This window comes from Muricauda sp. MAR_2010_75 (genome assembly GCF_000745185.1).
Classification (GTDB): domain Bacteria; phylum Bacteroidota; class Bacteroidia; order Flavobacteriales; family Flavobacteriaceae; genus Flagellimonas.
The window spans coordinates 2,191,368-2,211,282 of record NZ_JQNJ01000001.1 but is presented as its reverse complement, the minus strand read 5'-3'; the positions used below and the strand labels follow the sequence as shown (position 1 = coordinate 2,211,282).

General features: G+C 42.1%; 21 protein-coding genes and 1 tRNA gene. 6 read left to right on the top strand and 16 right to left on the bottom strand.

The window, feature by feature from the left end:
- The first annotated feature begins 23 nt into the window (after window positions 1-23).
- Entirely contained in the window at window positions 24-1,481 is a 1,458-nt protein-coding gene (gene rpoN, locus FG28_RS09835) for an RNA polymerase factor sigma-54 (RefSeq protein ID WP_036382392.1), read from the top strand.
- Here the strand turns inward: rpoN and FG28_RS20960 are convergent.
- A complete protein-coding gene (locus FG28_RS20960) occupies window positions 1,478-1,678 on the bottom strand; it encodes a hypothetical protein (RefSeq protein ID WP_231562616.1) in 201 nt (66 codons plus the stop codon). The genes rpoN and FG28_RS20960 overlap by 4 nt on opposite strands.
- A gap of 66 nt (window positions 1,679-1,744) precedes the next feature.
- On the opposite strand from FG28_RS20960, the gene FG28_RS20955 reads away from it, so the two are divergent.
- A complete protein-coding gene (locus FG28_RS20955) occupies window positions 1,745-2,083 on the top strand; it encodes a hypothetical protein (RefSeq protein ID WP_231562615.1) in 339 nt (112 codons plus the stop codon).
- Here the strand turns inward: FG28_RS20955 and FG28_RS09825 are convergent.
- The 10 genes from FG28_RS09825 to FG28_RS09780 all read right to left on the bottom strand — a co-directional run bounded on the left by FG28_RS09825 (window position 2,078) and on the right by FG28_RS09780 (window position 8,476).
- Window positions 2,078-2,770 (bottom strand): porin family protein, encoded by a 693-nt coding sequence (locus FG28_RS09825; protein ID WP_036382388.1) that lies wholly within the window; start codon window positions 2,768-2,770, stop codon window positions 2,078-2,080. The genes FG28_RS20955 and FG28_RS09825 overlap by 6 nt on opposite strands.
- 78 nt (window positions 2,771-2,848) lie before the next feature.
- Window positions 2,849-3,322, bottom strand: coding sequence for a biopolymer transporter ExbD (locus tag FG28_RS09820; protein WP_036382386.1), 474 nt, complete (start codon window positions 3,320-3,322; stop codon window positions 2,849-2,851).
- 12 nt (window positions 3,323-3,334) lie between these two features.
- Window positions 3,335-3,955 carry a biopolymer transporter ExbD gene (locus FG28_RS09815; RefSeq protein WP_036382384.1) on the bottom strand — a complete coding sequence of 207 codons (621 nt, stop codon included), beginning with the start codon at window positions 3,953-3,955 and terminating at the stop codon, window positions 3,335-3,337.
- Window positions 3,956-4,120: 165 nt separating this feature from the next.
- The gene (locus FG28_RS09810) at window positions 4,121-4,603 is read right to left on the bottom strand and encodes a biopolymer transporter ExbD (protein ID WP_036382383.1); all 483 of its coding nucleotides are present in this window, start codon (window positions 4,601-4,603) and stop codon (window positions 4,121-4,123) included.
- Window positions 4,604-4,617: 14 nt separating this feature from the next.
- Window positions 4,618-5,223 (bottom strand): biopolymer transporter ExbD, encoded by a 606-nt coding sequence (locus FG28_RS09805; protein ID WP_036382381.1) that lies wholly within the window; start codon window positions 5,221-5,223, stop codon window positions 4,618-4,620.
- A gap of 13 nt (window positions 5,224-5,236) precedes the next feature.
- The gene (locus FG28_RS09800; RefSeq protein ID WP_036382379.1) at window positions 5,237-5,689 is read right to left on the bottom strand and encodes a hypothetical protein; all 453 of its coding nucleotides are present in this window, start codon (window positions 5,687-5,689) and stop codon (window positions 5,237-5,239) included.
- 26 nt (window positions 5,690-5,715) lie between these two features.
- Window positions 5,716-6,441, bottom strand: a complete 726-nt coding sequence (locus FG28_RS09795; protein WP_036382377.1) for a MotA/TolQ/ExbB proton channel family protein — start codon at window positions 6,439-6,441, stop codon at window positions 5,716-5,718.
- A 78-nt stretch (window positions 6,442-6,519) separates the two neighbouring features.
- Window positions 6,520-6,607, bottom strand: a tRNA-Ser gene (locus FG28_RS09790).
- A 67-nt stretch (window positions 6,608-6,674) separates the two neighbouring features.
- Window positions 6,675-7,706, bottom strand: a complete 1,032-nt coding sequence (locus tag FG28_RS09785) for an asparaginase (RefSeq protein ID WP_036382374.1) — start codon at window positions 7,704-7,706, stop codon at window positions 6,675-6,677.
- 2 nt (window positions 7,707-7,708) lie between these two features.
- Window positions 7,709-8,476: a TatD family hydrolase gene (locus tag FG28_RS09780; protein WP_036382372.1), complete on the bottom strand. Its 768-nt coding sequence runs from the start codon at window positions 8,474-8,476 to the stop codon at window positions 7,709-7,711.
- An 87-nt stretch (window positions 8,477-8,563) separates the two neighbouring features.
- Between FG28_RS09780 and FG28_RS09775 the strand changes: the two genes are divergently transcribed.
- Window positions 8,564-9,004: a retropepsin-like aspartic protease gene (locus tag FG28_RS09775; protein ID WP_036386433.1), complete on the top strand. Its 441-nt coding sequence runs from the start codon at window positions 8,564-8,566 to the stop codon at window positions 9,002-9,004.
- 119 nt (window positions 9,005-9,123) lie between these two features.
- On the opposite strand, the gene odhB is transcribed toward FG28_RS09775, so the two are convergent.
- Complete coding sequence (odhB, locus tag FG28_RS09770) at window positions 9,124-10,344, bottom strand: 2-oxoglutarate dehydrogenase complex dihydrolipoyllysine-residue succinyltransferase (RefSeq protein WP_036382370.1); 1,221 nt, start codon at window positions 10,342-10,344, stop codon at window positions 9,124-9,126.
- A gap of 22 nt (window positions 10,345-10,366) precedes the next feature.
- Window positions 10,367-13,165, bottom strand: coding sequence for a 2-oxoglutarate dehydrogenase E1 component (locus FG28_RS09765; RefSeq protein WP_036382368.1), 2,799 nt, complete (start codon window positions 13,163-13,165; stop codon window positions 10,367-10,369).
- Between the two features lie 209 nt (window positions 13,166-13,374).
- Here FG28_RS09765 and FG28_RS09760 point away from each other — a divergent pair, with 209 nt between their 5' ends.
- Window positions 13,375-14,475, top strand: coding sequence for an acyltransferase family protein (locus tag FG28_RS09760; protein ID WP_036382366.1), 1,101 nt, complete (start codon window positions 13,375-13,377; stop codon window positions 14,473-14,475).
- An 8-nt stretch (window positions 14,476-14,483) separates the two neighbouring features.
- Here FG28_RS09760 and FG28_RS09755 read toward each other — a convergent pair whose 3' ends face one another.
- The 3 genes from FG28_RS09755 to FG28_RS09745 form a co-directional block, all read right to left on the bottom strand.
- Complete coding sequence (locus tag FG28_RS09755) at window positions 14,484-14,840, bottom strand: hypothetical protein (RefSeq protein ID WP_036382364.1); 357 nt, start codon at window positions 14,838-14,840, stop codon at window positions 14,484-14,486.
- Window positions 14,841-14,943: 103 nt separating this feature from the next.
- On the bottom strand, window positions 14,944-15,960 hold the full coding sequence (gene galE / locus FG28_RS09750; RefSeq protein WP_036382362.1) for a UDP-glucose 4-epimerase GalE: 1,017 nt from the start codon (window positions 15,958-15,960) through the stop codon (window positions 14,944-14,946).
- Between the two features lie 2 nt (window positions 15,961-15,962).
- A complete protein-coding gene (locus FG28_RS09745) occupies window positions 15,963-17,117 on the bottom strand; it encodes a DegT/DnrJ/EryC1/StrS aminotransferase family protein (RefSeq protein ID WP_036382360.1) in 1,155 nt (384 codons plus the stop codon).
- 80 nt (window positions 17,118-17,197) lie between these two features.
- Between FG28_RS09745 and FG28_RS09740 the strand changes: the two genes are divergently transcribed.
- Both FG28_RS09740 and FG28_RS09735 read left to right on the top strand, forming a co-directional pair.
- The gene (locus FG28_RS09740) at window positions 17,198-18,442 is read left to right on the top strand and encodes a glycosyltransferase N-terminal domain-containing protein (RefSeq protein WP_316930857.1); all 1,245 of its coding nucleotides are present in this window, start codon (window positions 17,198-17,200) and stop codon (window positions 18,440-18,442) included.
- A 32-nt stretch (window positions 18,443-18,474) separates the two neighbouring features.
- The gene (locus tag FG28_RS09735; protein ID WP_036382357.1) at window positions 18,475-19,866 is read left to right on the top strand and encodes a sugar porter family MFS transporter; all 1,392 of its coding nucleotides are present in this window, start codon (window positions 18,475-18,477) and stop codon (window positions 19,864-19,866) included.
- The last annotated feature ends 49 nt before the right edge of the window (window positions 19,867-19,915 follow it).

Here is a 19,915-nt window from a genome sequence, read left to right as displayed (position 1 = left end):
AGGACGATTGTAAATCAATCTGTATGCTGAAACAACATCTACAGTTTAAGCTTTCCCAAAAACTGTCTCCTCAGCAGATTCAGCTTATGAAGCTAATTCAATTGCCCACACAGGCTTTTGAACAGCGACTGAAGCAGGAGCTCGAGGACAACCCTGCTCTTGAAAGTGGAAAGGCGGAGAGCGAGACTTTGGATGATACCTACGAGGACACCTACGATGATTCTGCAGATAACGAGACCATTTCTGCGGAGGATATCAACATTGATGATTATCTAAGTGATGACGAAGTCCCCGATTACCGGACACAGACCAGCAACTACAGTCCAGATGATGATGAAAAGAGCATTCCATACGCAGCGGGTATTTCCTTTAACCAATATCTGATCAACCAACTCAACACCGTGTATTTGGATGATGAGCAATGGGCCATTGCCGAATTTTTGGTGGGAAGTGTGGATGAGAGCGGTTACATCCGAAGACCTATTGCGGACATTATGGATGATCTGGCCTTCACCCAAAACATTTATGTTGAAGAGGAAAAGATCAAATCTGTACTCAAGGTGGTCCAAGAGTTGGATCCCCCTGGGGTCGGTGCAAGATCATTGGATGAATGCCTGATCATCCAATTAAAAAGAAAAGAACAAAAACCTTCCGTTGAGCTGGCCATAAACATTTTGGAGAAGTCCTTTGACCAATTTACCAAGAAACACTATGCCAAGCTTATTCAGAAGCACCACATCAGTGAAGAAGAACTTAAAGAGGCCATTTCGGAAATTGAAAAACTGAACCCAAAACCTGGGGGGTCTTACTCGGGCAACACCCGAATCATTGAACATATTGTCCCCGATTTTTCCATTAAAATTGTGGATGGGGAGCTTGACCTTACCTTAAATGGCAGAAACGCACCGGAATTGCACGTTTCCAAGGAATATAGCAATATGTTGCAGGGGTACAAAAATGCCAAGGAAAAGTCCAAATCGCAAAAGGACACCGTGCTCTTCATCAAGCAAAAGTTGGATGCCGCCAAATGGTTCATCGATGCCATAAAACAACGTCAACAGACTTTGTACATTACCATGAACGCCATCATGAACTATCAAAAAGAGTACTTTATGACGGGGGATGAGCGGAAATTACGGCCTATGATCTTAAAGGACATAGCTGACGAAATCGACATGGATGTCTCCACAGTATCCCGGGTAGCCAACAGCAAGTATGTTGACACCCCTTATGGCACAAAACTCATAAAGGATTACTTCTCCGAGGCCATGAAAAATGAGCAAGGTGAGGATGTGTCCACAAAAGAGATCAAGAAAATATTGGAAACCGTAATTAAAGATGAGGAAAAGCGAAAACCTTTAACGGATGATAAGCTGGCAAAAATTCTCAAAGAGCGTGGTTACCCCATTGCCAGGAGAACCGTGGCCAAATACCGGGAACAATTGGGAATTCCCGTGGCCAGGCTAAGAAAGGAGATCTAATGCGCCATTTCTTCAACATTGTATCCTACCTCTTCCACCCATTGTTCATTCCCATTGGAGGTACCATCCTCTATTTTATAATCGCTCCGTACAGTACCCTTGAGATGCAGAGTGGCAACATTCTTCCCATTTTTATCTTGACCGTAATTATCCCTATCATCTTTTTTCTGATCCTGAAGAATCTTGGCGTGATACATTCCATTTTTTTACCCACCTTGGAAGAACGCAAATACCCGCTTTACATCAGTTGTATTTTATTTTTGATGATACTGTACAAAGTCATCCCAAATAATTACGTACACGAGCTGTTTTACTTTTTTACGGGACTTTTAACGGCCACTGCCACTGCACTTATTCTTCTTTTCTTAAAGTTTAAGACCAGCATGCACCTTTTGGGGATGGGCAGTATATTAATGTTTATGATTGGGCTCAGCATTCATTTTGAGGTCAATATTACACTTGCCATTAGCCTATTTGTGCTTTTTACGGGATTGGTAACTACATCTCGATTGTATCTTAAAGCCCATAACAAGGCCGAGCTATTCATTGGGTTCCTGATCGGTTGCTGCTCCCAATTGATTATTTTGAAGTATTGGCTATAGGATATAGAAAATTACCCCAATACGCAAAACATTCAAATCCAATGGTTCCCCAGTCTGTAGACTTGTACCCTCTTTCAATAGGGGGTTTAGGCTGTAATAGGCATGGATGTTCCAAGTGTTATAGCCAAAACTGAGGATAAGGCCGTATTGAAATTCTTGGATATTGGGATTGGAAAATGCGGTGGTGCCGCTATCTGTCACTGTACGGGATCTCCCTGAAAAGACATAGCCCAATTTGGCCCCGGCATAAATTCGCCAAAACCTGTATTCTTCAGCGGTGGAAGTTCTCCATCTAAATTCAAAAGGAACTTCAAGGGAATGTGTTTCCAACTTACTTCTGTTGAACTCGGATGTGTTACGCACTTCGTATGCAATAGCATTGCCAACTTCAGATGCAACAATACTGCTGTAATAAGAATTCACAGCGTACCCCAAACCAAGCCCCACACCAAAGTTTCTTCTGGCATTCAAGGGAATATCCTTGATAAAACCTGCCTGTAGATTATAGGACAAATTTCGCTGGACAGCATCAGAAGGTTTGTTCAGCAACACATTATACCCAAAACCAATGTAAAATTGGTCTTCGAGGTATTTTGAATCAACAGGCACCTCCTCCTCTACTTCTTGGGAAAACAGCCATGGCAAACTGAATGCACTGAAAATAAAATAAATAAAAAAATGTCTCATTAAACTTGTACCAAAAATAAGAAACAATCCAAATTACACATTTGGATTGTCTCAAACTTAATGTAAGCCACTTATTTCTCAGTTTTCCAAAGAATTGCCTTGGTACGTGGTATAATTGACCTTAAGAGCATTGATTTTTTGAAGCTCTTGCTTAATGTCTGAAACGATACCGACGTTTACATTCTTGTCCACTTTTAAGGAAACCGTGACCAAATTTCTAATGGCATCCGGTTTTTTTGCCAATTCAGCCAGCACATAGGAACCAACTTCATTTACATTTGCCAACCTATTGTCTAGCTGGATTTTTGGTTCACTTCCAAATGTTTTAGCCAGTTCAGAGGAAGGTTTTCCAACAAAAATTTCGATTACCCTATCCTTTTTCTCCAACTTCTTTACTTCATCTGCTTTGGGTAAATTATTGTCCACCAAAAGCGGATTGGTTTTAATTGTGGTTACCGTCATAAAAAAGAACAGTATCATAAAAACAATATCAGGTAAAGATGCAGTTGAAATAGCCGGTATTTCCTTCTTGGATTCTCTTGTATTTCTCATATCACAATCGTTTTAGCCTTTTATATTTGTTTCTGCCTCTATAAGTTTCATCGGAAACATTTGTCGTATTTGTTCAATATTCTTTTTTAAAGAAGCCTTTACTTCCACAGGTGTTTCGGGAGCATAATATGCCTCTTCCATGCTTACATAATCTTGGTTGAAAAGCCTGTTTGCCTCTCTATTTCTAAGTGTGTTGTAAGCTGACGTAAGTTCGTTTTGTACACTAACGTACATACCATAGGATGCTTCCCGGTCACTGTTAAAAGAGATTATGGCCTTATCAGGATTTTCTGAGGATTCCATATTTCGCTCTCCTTGACAATAATCACAAAATCCATCGCTACTGGGCAAACTGGCTCCATTATCCAAAAATGAAATAGCAGCGGCTTGCAAATCGTTGAGCTGCATAATTCCATCCTCAACAAAAAGCTCGTTGTTCTTATTTAGGGACACTCTAAAAATGTTACGCTCAGCTATAGGAAGAGGAGGCGTGGTATTATCGGGAGGTAATTTTCGGTCCAGGCCAACATCGGTTTCTATTGATGTGGCGACCAAGAAAAAAATCAATAACAAGAAGGCTATGTCAGCCATTGACCCAGCGTTGACTTCTGGGATTTTTCTGTCTCTGTCCATAATGTAATGTTTTGTTGGAATTAATACTACTATTAACCTCGAGGTTAATGAGGTAAATACAACAACTATTCCAAAAACATTTTCGGACGCAACAGTGCTTAATAAAACAAAAAACGCCCCAAATAGAAGTATTTGGAGCGTTTCCCACTAAATCTAAGCTATTGCCTACTGTAGATTGTTAAAAGCATTTCCTTCATAGGTCGTATAATTGACCTTGAGGGCATTCACCTTTCGCAATTCTTGTTTAATATCGGTGATAAGACCCATATTGGCATTCTTATCAACTTTAAGAGCAGTAGTCAATACGTTTTGAAGTTCTTGAGGTTTTTTTGCGCGCTCAGCCAAAATATATGAACCGACTTCTTCTACTTTGGCAAACTTATCGTTCAACTGAATCCTTGGTTCCGTTCCGAATACTTTTTGGTATTCCTGGGTGGGTTTTCCAACATAGATATAGATTACACGATCCTTCTTCTCCAATTTCTTTATTTCACTAGCATTGGGAAGTGTATTTTCCACCAACAACGAACTATCTTTCATAGTGGTCACTGTCATAAAAAAGAACAATAACATAAATACAATATCTGGCAGCGAAGCTGTAGATACTGCAGGTAAATCACCGTCCTTCTTTTTTGTAAACTTAGCCATACTAATCTCTAGTTTTAATTGGTTGATGTTTCTGCTTCTGAAAGCTTCTGAGGAAACATATCTTGAACACGCTTTACTTTATCCTTTAGGTCATCTCGTACAGATGATGGTGTTTCAGGGTTCAAGTACTCTGCTTCCATTTTGGTAAAATCCCTGCCATACAATCTTTGTGCTTCACGGTTACGAAGATCATTGTACGCGCCAACCAATTCATTCTGAACGGTAATATAGGTGCTGTACTTGGTCTCCCTATCGTTCTTCAAAGAAATAATGGCCTTTGAAGGATTATCTGAAGAGGCCGGATCCTTTTTTCCTTTACAATACGAACAAGTCCCATCGGCATTGTTTTCAAGAAATGATACAGCGGCTTCTCTCAGGTTTTCCAATTTCATTAGGTTATCCTCAACAAGCAATTGTCCATTTTTATTGATGTTTACCGTAAAAATGTTCTTTTGCTTAATGATCACATCTTCTTCTGGCGGCTCAATGGGCGGTAGCATACGATCCAATCCTGCATCTGTTTCAATGGTGGTGGTCACCAAGAAAAAGATAAGCAGTAGGAACGCAATGTCCGCCATGGAACCGGCATTTACTTCCGGAGCTCCTTTTCTTCTAGGCATAATTCAACTTTTATTACTTAACAAACATTTTCTTCAAACCTGGTAAAACCATAAGAAGAACAGCAATCACTGTAAGGATGAAGAAAACGTTCAATCCCATTCCTATGTTTTTAACAGTACCTACAGTTGTTTTAAGATCTGAAGAGGTTCTGTCCTCAAAAACTTTTACAACAGCCTCTGCCTCTTCTGTTGAGGAAAGTCCATAGGATATAGCAACTATAATGGCCAATCCACCAAGAGCAAAAAGGGCCTTTTTTATACTTCCGGGTGTGGTAAACAGCTTTGCAAGTCCAAAAAACAATGCAGCCACAACCGCAATGGCCAACAAAATGTACATGATCACAAACATAAAGTTCATGGCACCACTGTTGATGGCATCTGGATCATCTTGTGATGGCAAAGAGAACCAAAGAAAGGCCGCTATCAACCCGATGACTATAAGTACTATTTTAATTATCTTATTCATGATTCTCGATAGTTTTTAATTCGTAATTACTTCTTGTGGGCTGCCAACATATCAATCAAGGCAATGGAAGAATCTTCCATGTCGTTTACGATACTATCGATTTTAGCAATGATATAGTTATAGAAAATCTGAAGGATAATCGCAACGATCAAACCGAATACCGTTGTCAATAACGCTACCTGAATATCACCAGCGATCAAAGAGGCACTCAAGTTACCAACCGCAGCAATTTTCTGGAAGGCCTGAATCATACCGATTACCGTACCCATGAACCCAAGCATGGGCGCAATGGCGATAAACAACGACAACCAGGAAACGTTCTTCTCCAACTGTCCCATTTGCACACCTCCGTAGGCAACAACAGCTTTTTCAGCAGACTCCAATCCCTCTCCCGCTCTATCCAAACCTTGGTAGTAAATGGAGGCAACAGGTCCTTTGGTATTTCTACAAACTTCTTTGGCAGCTTCAACTCCACCGGAAGCCAAGGCATCTTCTACCTGTTGCTTCAACTTAGCGGTATTGGTGGTTGCCAAATTCAAATAAATTATTCTTTCTATGGCAACTGCCAAGCCCAAAATCAAACACAGAAGCACAATTCCCATAAAGGCAGGACCTCCTTGGATAAATTGTTCTTTCAATACTTGGGTGAAAGGCGTACTGGCTGCTTCTTCTTGCAACATTGCTGCAGATGCAGTGGTAGTTCCCAAAACAAACATTCCGGCAGCAGCCAGAGTAAAGGATACTTTTTTCATTTTTCTTAAACTTAAATTTAGTTAGTTAATAATGTTAAAGATATAAAATTTTTGTTACTGTAAAATTAAAATACCTAGCAGAGAGGAAGGGATTCGAACCCTCGATACACTTTTGGTGTATACACACTTTCCAGGCGTGCGCCTTCGACCACTCGGCCACCTCTCTAAATCCTACAATTAGGCCGACCAATAAACAAAAAAATAATCAGTTATAGAAATTTGACGCGTTAATTTTACACCATTTCACCACGAAGTGGTGTCTCAAAAATTGTCTTGAACAATTTATCGGGAACCCCAGTCCCCAATAGGTACATCGCTTTGGTTATGGCCGCTTCGGTTGTAATATCCTTTCCGTTAATAAGTTGCATCTCTTTCAGCTTTTCACTGGTTTCATAGTGCCCCATGGAAACACTCCCGCCAGAGCATTGGGTAACGTTTACAATGTGTAATTTTCTTTGAATAGCATTTTTTAACGCTTCCAAAAACCAATCATCCATGGGAGCGTTCCCTGCTCCATACGTTTCCAAAACCAATGCCTTTAATCCGGGAATGCTCAAGACCGATTGCAATACCTCTTGATTTAAACCGGGAAATAATTTTAAGATGGCCACATGATTGTCCATCTTTTTATGCACTTGAAGCTTTTTGTTTCGCAATGGCCGTTTCAACAAGTTTGGGTAGTGCACCTTTAAATGCACCCCCGATTCCACCAAAGGTGGATGGTTGAGCGAAGCGAAAGCCTCAAAATGTTCCGCATTGATTTTGGTGGTACGGTTGCCACGGTAGAGCTTGTACTCAAAATACAAACCCACTTCCTGAACCACGGGCTTCCCCTTTTCTTGAAGCGATGCTATCTCTATGGAAGTGATTAAATTTTCCTTGGCATCCGTCCGTAAATCCCCGATGGGTAATTGTGATCCCGTAAAAATGACAGGCTTGGCCAAATTTTCCAGCATAAAGCTCAAAGCCGAAGCAGAATAACTCATCGTGTCGCTCCCATGAAGCACCACAAACCCATCAAACGCGTCATAGTTCTCGTCAATAAGCGATGCAATCAAAGCCCAGTATTTCGGATTCATTTTGGAAGAATCAATCGGTTCCGTAAAAGACACTCCTTTCAACACACAATCCAACTGATTCAACTCTGGAATATTCTTGGTGAGCTCCCTAAAATTGAAAGCTCGAAGCGCACCGGTTTTGTAATCCTTTACCATCCCGATGGTACCTCCGGTATAAATCAGTAGTATGTTGGTTTTCTTTTTCATGGTCAGATTCCGAATATTTCCTTCGAATTTTTCGTGGTTATTTCCGCGATGTCCTCCTTAGGTATATTATATATGGTAGAAAGCTTTTCCAACACCCTGGTAATGTATGCGCTTTCATTGCGTTTTCCGCGGTGTGGTGCCGGGGCCAAATACGGGGAATCGGTTTCAAGCACAATATGCCTTAGGTCGATTTGATCCAAAAACTGGTCAATTTTACCATTTTTAAAAGTGACCACTCCACCAATGCCCAGTTTCATATTATAGGATAGGGCTTTATGGGCCTGTTCCAAGGTTCCGGTGAAGCAATGAAAAATTCCGAAGAGGTCATCGTCTTTTTCCTTTTCCAAAACCGCAAAAATTTCATCAAAGGCATCCCTACAATGGATCACAATGGGCAATTGGTGCTTTTTTGCCAAGCGAATCTGATACACAAAAGCCTCCTGCTGTTGCTTTAAAAAAGTCTTGTCCCAATACAGGTCAATACCGATTTCACCCACCGCATAAAACTTTCGTTTGGTGAGCCATTCTTCCACTTGGGCCAATTCCTCTTTAAAACTTTCCTTGACGTGGGTGGGATGCAGCCCCATCATCAAAAACACATTTTTGGGATAATTGGACTCCAAGTCCAACATGGCCTGGGTATAGGTGGAATCTATGGCTGGAATAAAAAAGCGTTCCACCCCGGCATCCAAGGCACGTTGCATCATTTCCTTTTGGTCCTGCTCAAAGGCTTCACTATATAAATGGGTGTGGGTATCGGTAATAATCATATCGCAAAAATAGGCTTATCTTAGATGTCCCAAAAGTTTGTTTCTGATTATACACCCCTAAAGTCCCCTCAAGGGGACAGTTTACATATGGCATCACTCAAAAAATTCCTTAAATCCAAAAACTACATCAAAATACCTTTGGTATTGACCGAGACCAATCATTTTGAACTGACCGCTACCATCAATGGCGTGACGGGCAAGTTTATTTTGGATACCGGCGCCTCCAACACCTGCGTGGGGATGGACAAAATCGATTTTTTTAAGATGCTTTCTGAAACTTCAGAAATTAAAGCCGCAGGAGCAGGCGCTACTGAAATGGAAACCTTGGTCTCCACCAAGAACAAAATCCGGATTGGCGATTGGAAAAAGAGTCGACAGAAAATTGTGCTTTTTGACCTCTCCCATGTGAATGAGGCGCTTACCTCGCACAATGCACTACCCGTTGATGGGATTATTGGGGCCGATATCCTCAAAAAAGGGAAAGCCGTTATCGACTACAATAAAAAAAGCCTCTACTTAAAAAAGTAAAGGCTTTTTTTCAGTTAGTTTTCACATCCCCCTACCCCCTTCAAAGGGGGAATTACCCTTCATTTCCAATTGGAGCTGCCCCCTTGAGGGGACTTTAGGGGTGTTTTTATAAATTCTGGTTATAGTTCCAATGCTTTTTTCACGTTGCCGTCCATCAACAATTCTTCTGGACTTTCCAATGCTTCTTTTACAGCCACCAAGAATCCCACAGATTCTTTTCCGTCAATAATTCGGTGGTCATACGAAAGTGCTACATACATTACAGGTGCAATGGCAATGGCTCCATCCCGAACAATGGCACGCTCCACGATATTGTGCATTCCCAAAATTCCACTTTGTGGTGGATTAATAATCGGTGTGGACAACATGGAACCGAACACCCCGCCATTGGTAATGGTAAAGGTACCGCCTGTCATTTCATCCACAGTAATCTCACCTTCCCTGGCACGGATGGCCAAACGTTTTACTTCGGATTCGATACCTCTGAACGTAAGGTTCTCTGCATTTCGGATAACAGGAACCATTAAACCTTTTGGTCCCGAAACCGCAATACTGATATCACAGAATTCGTAGGTGATCATTTCCTTGCCATCGATCATGGAGTTTACCGCAGGATACATTTGCAAAGCACGGATGACCGCTTTGGTGAAGAAGGACATAAAGCCCAGACTCACCCCATGCTTCTCTTTGAACTCTTCTTTGTACTGACTACGCAATTCAAAGATGGCAGACATGTCCACTTCGTTAAAAGTGGTCAACATAGCGGTTTCGTTCTTGGCGGCCACCAAACGCTCCGCCACTTTTCTACGTAGCATGGACAGTTTGGAACGGCTCTCTCCTCGATTTCCTCCGGTGGGTGTTCCCATGGATGGAACGGCTTTCACAGCATCATCCTTGGTAATACGGCCATCTCTTCCAGATCCAGAAACGGATGAAGGCTCAATTCCTTTTTCATCCAATATTTTCTTGGCCGCGGGAGAAGGTGTTCCCGAAGCATAGGTTTCCTTTTTAGGCTCCTCCTTCTTGGGCGCTTCTTTTTTAGGTTCTTCCTTTTTGGGCTCCTCTTTTTTATCGGATGCACCAGATGAACCCTCGGGTTTTTCAGCACTTGTGTCGATCAGACATACCACTTCACCAACGGCTACAGCATCCCCAACCTCAGCTTTAAGGGTTATGATACCACTTTCCTCAGCCGGAAGTTCCAATGTTGCCTTGTCCGAGTCCACCTCGGCTATGGCCTGATCCTTCTCTACATAATCACCGTCCTCAACCAACCACTCGGCTATTTCAACCTCTGTAATGGATTCCCCGGGTGAGGGAACTTTCATTTCTAAAACCATTCTGTTATAGTTTATACTTGTATTATCTTATTTGCATATTGTCCTTGCTCTTGTCAAAAACGTAGTCCAACACTTGGGCATGACGTCTTTTTGAACGCACCGCACTACCAGCCGCGGGAGCTCCATAGAATCTTCGGGATGCCACTCTAAACTGTTTGGCCTCATCCAAGTGCATCAACATGTGGCTCCATGCCCCCATGTTTCTAGGTTCTTCCTGGGCCCACACAATATCGTCGGAGTTCTTGTATTTTTTGATGATGCTCCGCATTTCTTTCGCTGGCAAAGGGAACAACTGCTCCACACGTACCAAAGCTACATCATCCCGTTCAAGTTCTTCCCGCTTCTCCAAAAGATCATAGTAGAATTTCCCGGTACAGAAAACCAAAGTTTTTACTTTGGCTGCTTTGGCGTCGGCATCATCAATCACCATTTGGAAACTTCCGTTGGCCATTTCTTCTTTTGTGGACACCACTTTGGGGTGCCTCAACAAGCTTTTAGGCGTAAACACCACCAATGGCTTACGGAACTTGGCCTTCATCTGTCTGCGGAACAAGTGAAACAAGTTGGCCGGAGTAGTCACATCCGCAACGAACATATTGTCCTTGGCACAGAGTTGCAGGTATCTTTCCATACGGGCTGAAGAGTGTTCCGCTCCTTGTCCTTCGTAGCCATGGGGTAACAACAGCACCAAGCCGTTCTGGAGTTTCCATTTATCCTCAGCGGCTGATAGATACTGATCTATTATGATTTGGGCTCCGTTGCTGAAGTCCCCAAACTGCGCCTCCCAGATGGTAAGGGTATTGGGACTTGCCATGGCGTAGCCGTAATCAAATCCCATTACTGCGTATTCCGATAGCAAGGAGTTATAGATATGGAACTTACCATTTTGGTTGTCTCCCATCTCGTTCAACAATACCACTTCTTCCTCGTGCATTTCGGTTTTAATGACGGCATGCCTGTGCGAGAAGGTCCCCCTTTCCACATCTTGACCTGTCATTCGAACATCGTAACCTTCCTCGATCAAAGATCCATAGGCCAACAATTCGCCCATGGCCCAATCCAATTTGTTATCCTTGAAGTACATGTCATTACGAGCCTCTACCAAACGAACCAATTTTCTTAGGAACTTTTTATCCTCAGGAAGTTTGGTTATGCTCTTGGCCACCTCATCCAACTTTTTAAGGTCGTAGGTAGTGTCCATGGGTTTTAGCATGGCTTCTTCCGTAACTTGCTCAAATCCCTCCCATTCATCTTGCATGAAAGGGGTTATTCTGGTCTTCTCGATTTTACGGGAATCCAAAAGATCCTCCTCCAAATCGTTCTTATATTTTTCTTCGAGTTCTTTTACATAGTTCTCGTCAATCACGCCTTCAGCAATCAACTTTTCGGCATAAATATCGCGTGGATTCTTATGCTTGGAAATAGACTTATATAAAAGGGGCTGGGTAAACTTGGGCTCATCTCCTTCATTGTGACCGTACTTTCTATAGCCCAACAAATCCAAGAAAATGTCTCGCTTGTAGCGCATTCTGTATTCCAAGGCGAAGGTTGTGGCATGCACTACGGCCTCGGCATCATCCGCATTTACATGCAATACGGGCGAAAGGGTCACTTTACCCACATCAGTACAATAAGTAGACGATCTTGCATCCAAATAGTTGGTCGTAAACCCGATTTGGTTATTCACCACAATATGAATGGTACCTCCTGTGGTATATCCTTCCAAACGTGCCATTTGAATTGTTTCGTAAACGACCCCCTGGGCAGCAAAAGCGGCATCGCCATGAATCAAAATTGGCAACACCTCCGATATTTCATCACTATGGTCTCGATCTTGCTTGGCTCTTGAAATCCCCTCAACAATGGAGTTCACCGTTTCCAAATGCGATGGGTTCGGGGCAATGTTCATATTGACCATTTTCCCAGAGTCGGTCTCGCGTTTTGAGGTCCATCCCAAGTGATACTTTACGTCGCCATCAAAGATGGTTTCTTCGTAATCCTTGCCATCAAACTCGCTAAAAATATCCTTTGGCGATTTTCCAAAAATGTTGGTGAGCACGTTCAAACGTCCCCTATGGGCCATACCTACCACAAATTGTTTCACACCTTTGTCAGCGGCTTTTTCAACAATGACATCCAAAGCAGGAATCAAGGATTCCCCGCCTTCCAACGAAAATCGTTTTTGGCCCACATATTTGGTGTGCAAAAAGCTTTCAAAAGAAACAGCTTCGTTCAATTTTCTGAGGATGTTCTTCTTTTCATCGGCTGTGTAATTTGGGTGATTGTCATTTACATTGAGCCAATCCTGAATCCATTGAATACGTTCTGGAGTACGGATGTACATATATTCGACCCCAATGGAATCACAATAAATCCGCTCCAAATGAGCAATAATTTCTTTAAGGGAGGTAGATCCAATACCGAGAATTTTACCGGCATCAAAAACGGTGTCCATATCTTCTTGGGCCAGTCCAAAATTGGCAATGTCCAAAGTTGGCTCATATTGTCTTCGATCACGTACTGGATTGGTTTTGGTAAACAAGTGACCGCGGGAACGGTACCCATCTATCAAACGGATGACCTGAAACTCCTTTTGCAAGGTCTCGGGCATTTCAACTTTCCTTCCATTGGAAAGCACTGCCATTCCGTTCTTCCCGGATTCTATCCCCAAGTCCTCCAAAGAACCCTCCAAACCGAAATCAAACCCCTGAAAAAAAGCCCTCCAACTGGGCTCAACACTATCTGGGTTCGTTAGGTATTTATCATACAGCTCCGCAAAAAAAGAGGTATGCGCAGCATTTAAAAATGAATATTTGTCCATTATTCCTGTTTTTCCAAAACTTTATGGAAAATTTTGTCAAAAATACGGGTTTTGCCTTTTATATAAGAGCGTTTTAACCAAATTATTGTCTTAAAAAAAGATGATTTCACAACTAAGGGGTCGAATCCATCTTAAAACAACAATAATGGAATTATATGTCAATTTTCTAAAAAAAGCATACCTTGGTTTCCTAGCGAAAAGAACCAACCATGTCCGCATTAAAAAACCGATACCTCTCTTTGGATGTCTTTAGGGGACTGGACGTTGCCCTAATGATCATTGTAAACTCACCAGGAAATGGGAAAACTACCTTTTCACCCCTGCTCCATGCCGAATGGAACGGCTTTACACTGACTGATTTGGTTTTCCCCACTTTCTTGTTTGTTGTAGGGAACTCCATGAGCTTTAGCATGAAAAAGTACGAGCAAATGGGAAACTCGGCCTTTTTTAAGAAGGTCTTGAAACGTTTTGCCATCATCTTCTTGCTCGGATTTTTGATGTATTGGTATCCGTTTTTTGAAAACGGTCAGCTAAAGCCTTTGGCCGAGACCCGGATTTTTGGAGTATTGCAACGCATTGCCCTTTGCTACCTGTTTGCCGCTATCCTTTTGCATTATGTGAAGGCAAAAACGGCAATTATTTTCAGCATTGCGGCATTGGTATTTTATCATATTATATTGATTGCATTTGGTGACCTTACCCTTACTGGAAATGCTGTATTGAAACTGGACACTTGGCTCATTGGTCCCGATCACATGTACCATGGGGAAGGCATTGCTTTTGATCCCGAGGGACTGCTCAGCACCCTGCCCGCCATTGTAAATGTGGTAGCGGGATATCTTACAGGGAAATTCATTCAAAAAAATGGGCGAAATTTTGAAACTGTGGCCAAGCTGCTAATGATGGGCTTTGCCCTTGTGGTGGCCGGATTGGCATGGGACCTTCTCTTACCCATCAACAAAAAATTGTGGACAAGCTCCTTTGTATTGCTTACAAGCGGCATCGATCTGTTTGCAATAGCTGTCCTAGTCTACATTTTGGATATGAAAAAGACCAAAGGCTGGTCCTACTTTTTTGAGGTATTTGGAAAGAATACGCTATTCATTTACCTGCTTTCCGAATTATTTGTGATCAGCTTGTTCTCTATAAATGTGGATGGCGGTTCACTATACCGATGGATTGCAGACAACATATTCATTTCCGTAGCTGGTGGCTATATGGGTTCCCTTTTGTTTGCCCTATGGATTGTACTCACCTGTTGGCTGGTGGGCTATTTTATGGACAAAAAAGGAATCTACGTGAAAGTGTAACGTTTCTTTTAAGAGCTGTATTTGTTCTTGAACCATACTTTTTGCCATTCCCTTTTCAGTAATAAAAAAGAAACTTCGGCAGCAATGTCCACTGCATCAGCCGGTGCAATTTTACGCACCTCAGTTTCGGGGATGTCCACCACATATAAAAGATTGAGGTATTGCTCAAACTTTTCTATTATAAGGACATAAACTTTTTCATGCAGGACGGTCTTTAATTCGTCAGGAGAAATATCCTCAGAAAGTTTAATGGGAACATTGGCCAAATCAAAATCCTTCTTCAGCTGGAGCAACAATTTTTTGTAGAGCTGTTCCTTTTGGGCTACTTCAAGCAATTCCAAGCTGTTGGTAAAGTTTGATATCATATTTAATTTACGAGCAAACCTGCATCAAAAGATTGGGAAACATTTCACTTATCCGCCCTTTATTGTTACAAACACCACCAAATAAAGGACCGTATATTTGCCATCAACTTCTAACCTTACATTCCCATTCCCAAGCCGATTTCACAGCATCATCCAATGTAGATTCCGCTTTCCATCCAAGGACCTTATTCGCTTTCGTGGTATCTGCATACGCCTGGGTGATATCCCCAGGTCTTCTATCCACAATCTTATAGTTTAATTTCTTTCCTGACACGCGTTCAAAACTATGGATCACCTCCAATACCGAGCTACCTGTTCCAGTTCCAAGGTTAAAAACCTCATAATTGTCTTCATTTTTGTCATTGAGCAGACGCTGTAATGCTTTTACGTGGGCTTTTGCCAAATCCACCACATGGATGTAATCCCGAATACAGGTGCCATCCGGTGTTGGATAATCATCACCAAAAACCGACAGCTGTTCGCGTAATCCAACCCCGGTTTGGGTAATAAAGGGCACCAAATTTTGTGGTACACCCAAAGGAAGCTCACCTATTTGGGCACTTGGGTGCGCTCCAATAGGATTGAAATATCTCAGCGCAATGGCCTTAAGGCCAGGGGTTACTTTGCACGTATCCCTGATAATCTCCTCACCTACTTGTTTTGTATTTCCGTATGGTGATTCGGCAGGTTTTACGGGAGCGTCTTCGGTAATCGGCATTTCATCTGCTTGGCCATATACCGTGCATGAACTACTGAAAATAAAGCTGGCTCCCCCCTTTTTCTTTAACTCTTGAAGGATGTAGACCAAAACCCCAAGGTTGTTCTCATAATACAACAAAGGTTTTTCCACACTTTCCCCTACAGCTTTGGATGCCGCAAAATGGATAACCCCAGCAACATCGCTATGCTTTTTAAAGAATTTTTGGACTTTTGATTTCTCTCGAAGGTCTAATTCTTCAAAAATGGGGCGTATTCCAGTGATTGCCTCAATACCATCCAGAACATCGATGGATGAATTGGAAAGGTTATCGATGATCACCACTTCAAACCCTTTGTTTTGCAATTCAACAACGGTATGGGAACCGATAAAACCCAATCCTCCCGTGACAAGTATTTTCATTTTTATTTGTTTACAAAATCAATAACCAAGTTGGCAATAAATTGAATCTGTTCATCATCCAATTCAGTGTGCATGGGGAGCGATATCACTTCTTGCACCAATTGATTGGTTACCGGAAAGTCCTCTTCATTGTAACGGTCATCCGCATACGCCTTTTGCTTGTGCAACGGAACTGGATAATAGACACCACAAGGAACGTTGTTGTCTTGTAAATGTTGCGCTAACCCATCCCTTTTGCCATTCAATATTTTTAGGGTATACTGGTGAAAGACATGGCAATCACAAGTGCTATTGCCACCTTCACAGACACATGTAATCTTTGGCACCACAATATTGGACTGTCCTTCAAATGCCCTGCTGTATTTTGATGCAGCCTCCCATCGCTTTTTGTTGTACATGTCCAATTTTGGAAGTTTTGCCCTTAACACGGCAGCTTGAATGGAATCCAAACGGGAGTTTACCCCTACCACATCATGGTAATATCGTTTGTACATGCCGTGGTTTACCATCCCGCGAATGATATGGGCCAAATCATCATCATTCGTAAAAATGGCCCCACCATCTCCATAACAACCTAAATTTTTGGAAGGAAAAAAGGATGTTGACGCCACATGACCAATGGTTCCGGCTTTCTGTTTTTTTCCACTGGAGGAGGTGTAGGTTGCCCCAATGGCTTGGGCATTGTCCTCTATTACATAAAGATTGTGCTTTTCTGCCAGCTCCATAATGGCATCCATATTGGCACATTGCCCAAACAGGTGCACGGGAACAATAGCCTTGGTCTTGGGGGTAATGGCCTTTTCAATGGCCTTTATATCTATATTGAAGGTGTCCGGTTCCACATCCACCAAAACTGGGGTCAAATTCAGCAGAGCAATGACCTCAACGGTAGCAGCAAAAGTAAAATCGGCAGTAATTACCTCATCGCCAGGTTGCAACCCAAGACCCATCATACAAATTTGAAGGGCATCCGTACCATTGGCACAGGGAATAACGTGTTTCACACCCAAATATTCCTCCAGTTCACTTTGGAAAGCATGTACGTGCGGTCCGTTGATGAATGCCGAAGAGTCCAAAATCTCGGCAATGGAATCGTTCACCTCATTTTTTATGCCTTCATATTGACCTTTAAGGTCAACCATCTGTATTTTTTTCATCCGAATAAATTATGCCCGCAAAATTAAGAAATAAAGATGCCATAATGCCCTATTGCCGAAAGAATGTAATTTAGCGAAATATGATGTTGTTGCGTTTTGTCTATACCATTTTGATTAAGCTGTCCTGGTACGGCTTAAAAGTGATTGCTCTTTTTAATCCCAAGATAAAATTGTTTGTTTTAGGACGAAAGAAAACCTTCGCTGAACTGGAAGCAAAGCTTCCAACCGGCAGCAAGTCCATTTGGATGCACGTTGCCTCTTTGGGTGAGTTTGAACAAGGGCTGCCCATACTTGAAAAGCTCAAGACCTTTTATCCCGATCATAAAATTGTCCTTACGTTTTTCTCACCATCTGGGTATGAGGTAAAGAAAAATACACCCATAGCCGACGCCGTGGTATATCTTCCCATGGACACGCCTTCCAATGCAAAACGTTTTTTGGATAAGATCAATCCAGAGCTGGCCATCTTTATCAAATATGAGATCTGGCCCAACTATCTATATCAGCTAGAACACAGAAATATCGCGACTTTATTGGTATCAGCCAGATTCTCCAAAAGACAAATTTTCTTTAAACCTTTAGGCGGTTTTATGCGTAACAGCCTTAAGGCCGTATCCCATTTTTTTGTTCAGGATGAGCGTTCAAAAACATTGCTGGAATCCATCGGTCACAATAATGCAACCATAAGTGGAGACACCCGTTTTGATCGCGTATCTGAGATTTTGAACCAAGACAACCATCTGGATTTCGTGTCGAAATTTAAAGGAGACCATTTCTGTTTGGTGGCTGGGAGCACTTGGCCAGAGGATGAGAAAATTCTGATTGATTTTATCAACAGCACCCAGCATTCCATCAAATTTGTTATTGCTCCGCATCAAATAAAACCAGCCCACATTGACGATATCACCTCCGCCATAACCAAAAAGTCAATATGCTTTACCCAATGGGGTGATGAAAATTTATCGCAATTTGATGTCCTTATTGTTGACACGATAGGGCTACTTACCAAAATTTACAGCTATGCTGATGTTGCCTATGTGGGGGGTGGTTTTGCCACGGGATTGCACAACACCTTGGAACCTGCCGTATTTGGCATCCCTGTGATTATTGGTCCAAATTTTAAAGGGTTCAAAGAAGCTGAGGACCTTGTGGCACAAAATGGTATTTTGCCTGTCCACAACCAAGAAAACTTCAATGATTTGGTGAATGGTTTTATAGCTGACCCCAAATCTGTAGGAAAAACAGGAAAAATCAACTCAAGCTACATAACTGATAATTTGGGAGCTACTTCTTTGGTGATGAAACACATCAAGCAAATTCTTTAAAATTTGGTTAGCTTTAGCAAAATTAAGCCAATATGGACAAGCGTATTTTAAGAATTTCTTTGACTGCCGCCCTAGCGGGTTTTTTGTTTGGTTTTGATACCGTGGTCATTTCAGGGGCCAACCAGCCCATTAAAGAGCTGTGGGGAACCAACTGGTTTTTGGGTGATTCCATTTTTACCTTCCACGGAATCTTCATCATGTCCATGGCACTTTGGGGCACGGTTCTGGGATCGCTTACAGGTGGTATTCCCACAGACCGTCTGGGAAGAAAGAAGACGCTTTTTTGGATTGGTGTACTCTATTTTGCATCGGCGGTTGGTTCGGCATTGGCACCCGAAGCCTATAGTTTTTCTTTTTTTAGATTTATTGGCGGGGTTGGGGTTGGAGCCTCTTCGGTAGCTGCTCCCGTGTACATTTCGGAAATTTCAACGGCTGAAAATCGAGGAAGGTTGACCGCCATGTACCAGTTCAATATTGTTTTCGGGATTTTAATTGCCTTTATCTCAAATTATTTGATCGGGGTCATTTTTGATGAAAGCATAGCTTGGCGCTGGATGTTGGGCATTGAAGGATTACCTGCATTGATCTACACCTTTCTCGTCTTTAAAATTCCACATAGTCCTAGATGGTTATTGCTGAAGAACCGGGAAGATTCCGTCGTCATACAATCGCTTACTTTACTTGGTATTGATACGGAAAAAGCGACGGTCCACCTTACCAAAATAAAAGTGGCCCTGCATGAAACCACGGAAAAACATAAGGAAAATCTTTTTTCGGGCAAGTATAACAAAGCATTGGTACTGGCATTTTTGATTGCCTTTTTCAATCAGCTATCCGGAATCAATTTTGTGCTTTACTACGCACCCGAAATTTTGGAAAGAGCAGGTCTTGCAACCGGTGAGTCACTTTTTAGTTCCATTTCCATTGGAATAATTAATCTGATTTTCACTTTTGTGGGTATTTCCCTCATAGACAAATTGGGCCGCAAGCAATTGATGTACATAGGTTCCATTGGCTATATTATAAGTTTGGCCATGGTGGGTTGGTGCTTTTATTCAGGGGCAAGTTCGGTGCTGTTGCTCATATTCATATTGATTTTTATTGCCTCACATGCCATAGGACAAGGGGCTGTAATTTGGGTTTTCATTTCAGAGATATTCCCCAACAAGGTCCGTTCTTATGGACAGTCTTGGGGTACGGGCACCCACTGGGTGTTTGCGGCGTTAATCACATTATTGACACCAACTTTTCTGGATTCGGAAATCGGAATATTTAAGGATAACCCTTGGCCCATTTTTATCTTTTTTGCCTTTATGATGGTATTGCAGTTGCTCTGGGTCATCTTTTTGATGCCCGAAACCAAAGGGATAAGTTTAGAGGAATTGGGCAAAATGCTGAGTGGTAAAAAAGGGAAGACCAGCTAATTCTGCCGGTACTCTAAGAATTCAACCTTTAATCGAATAACCCTTTGAA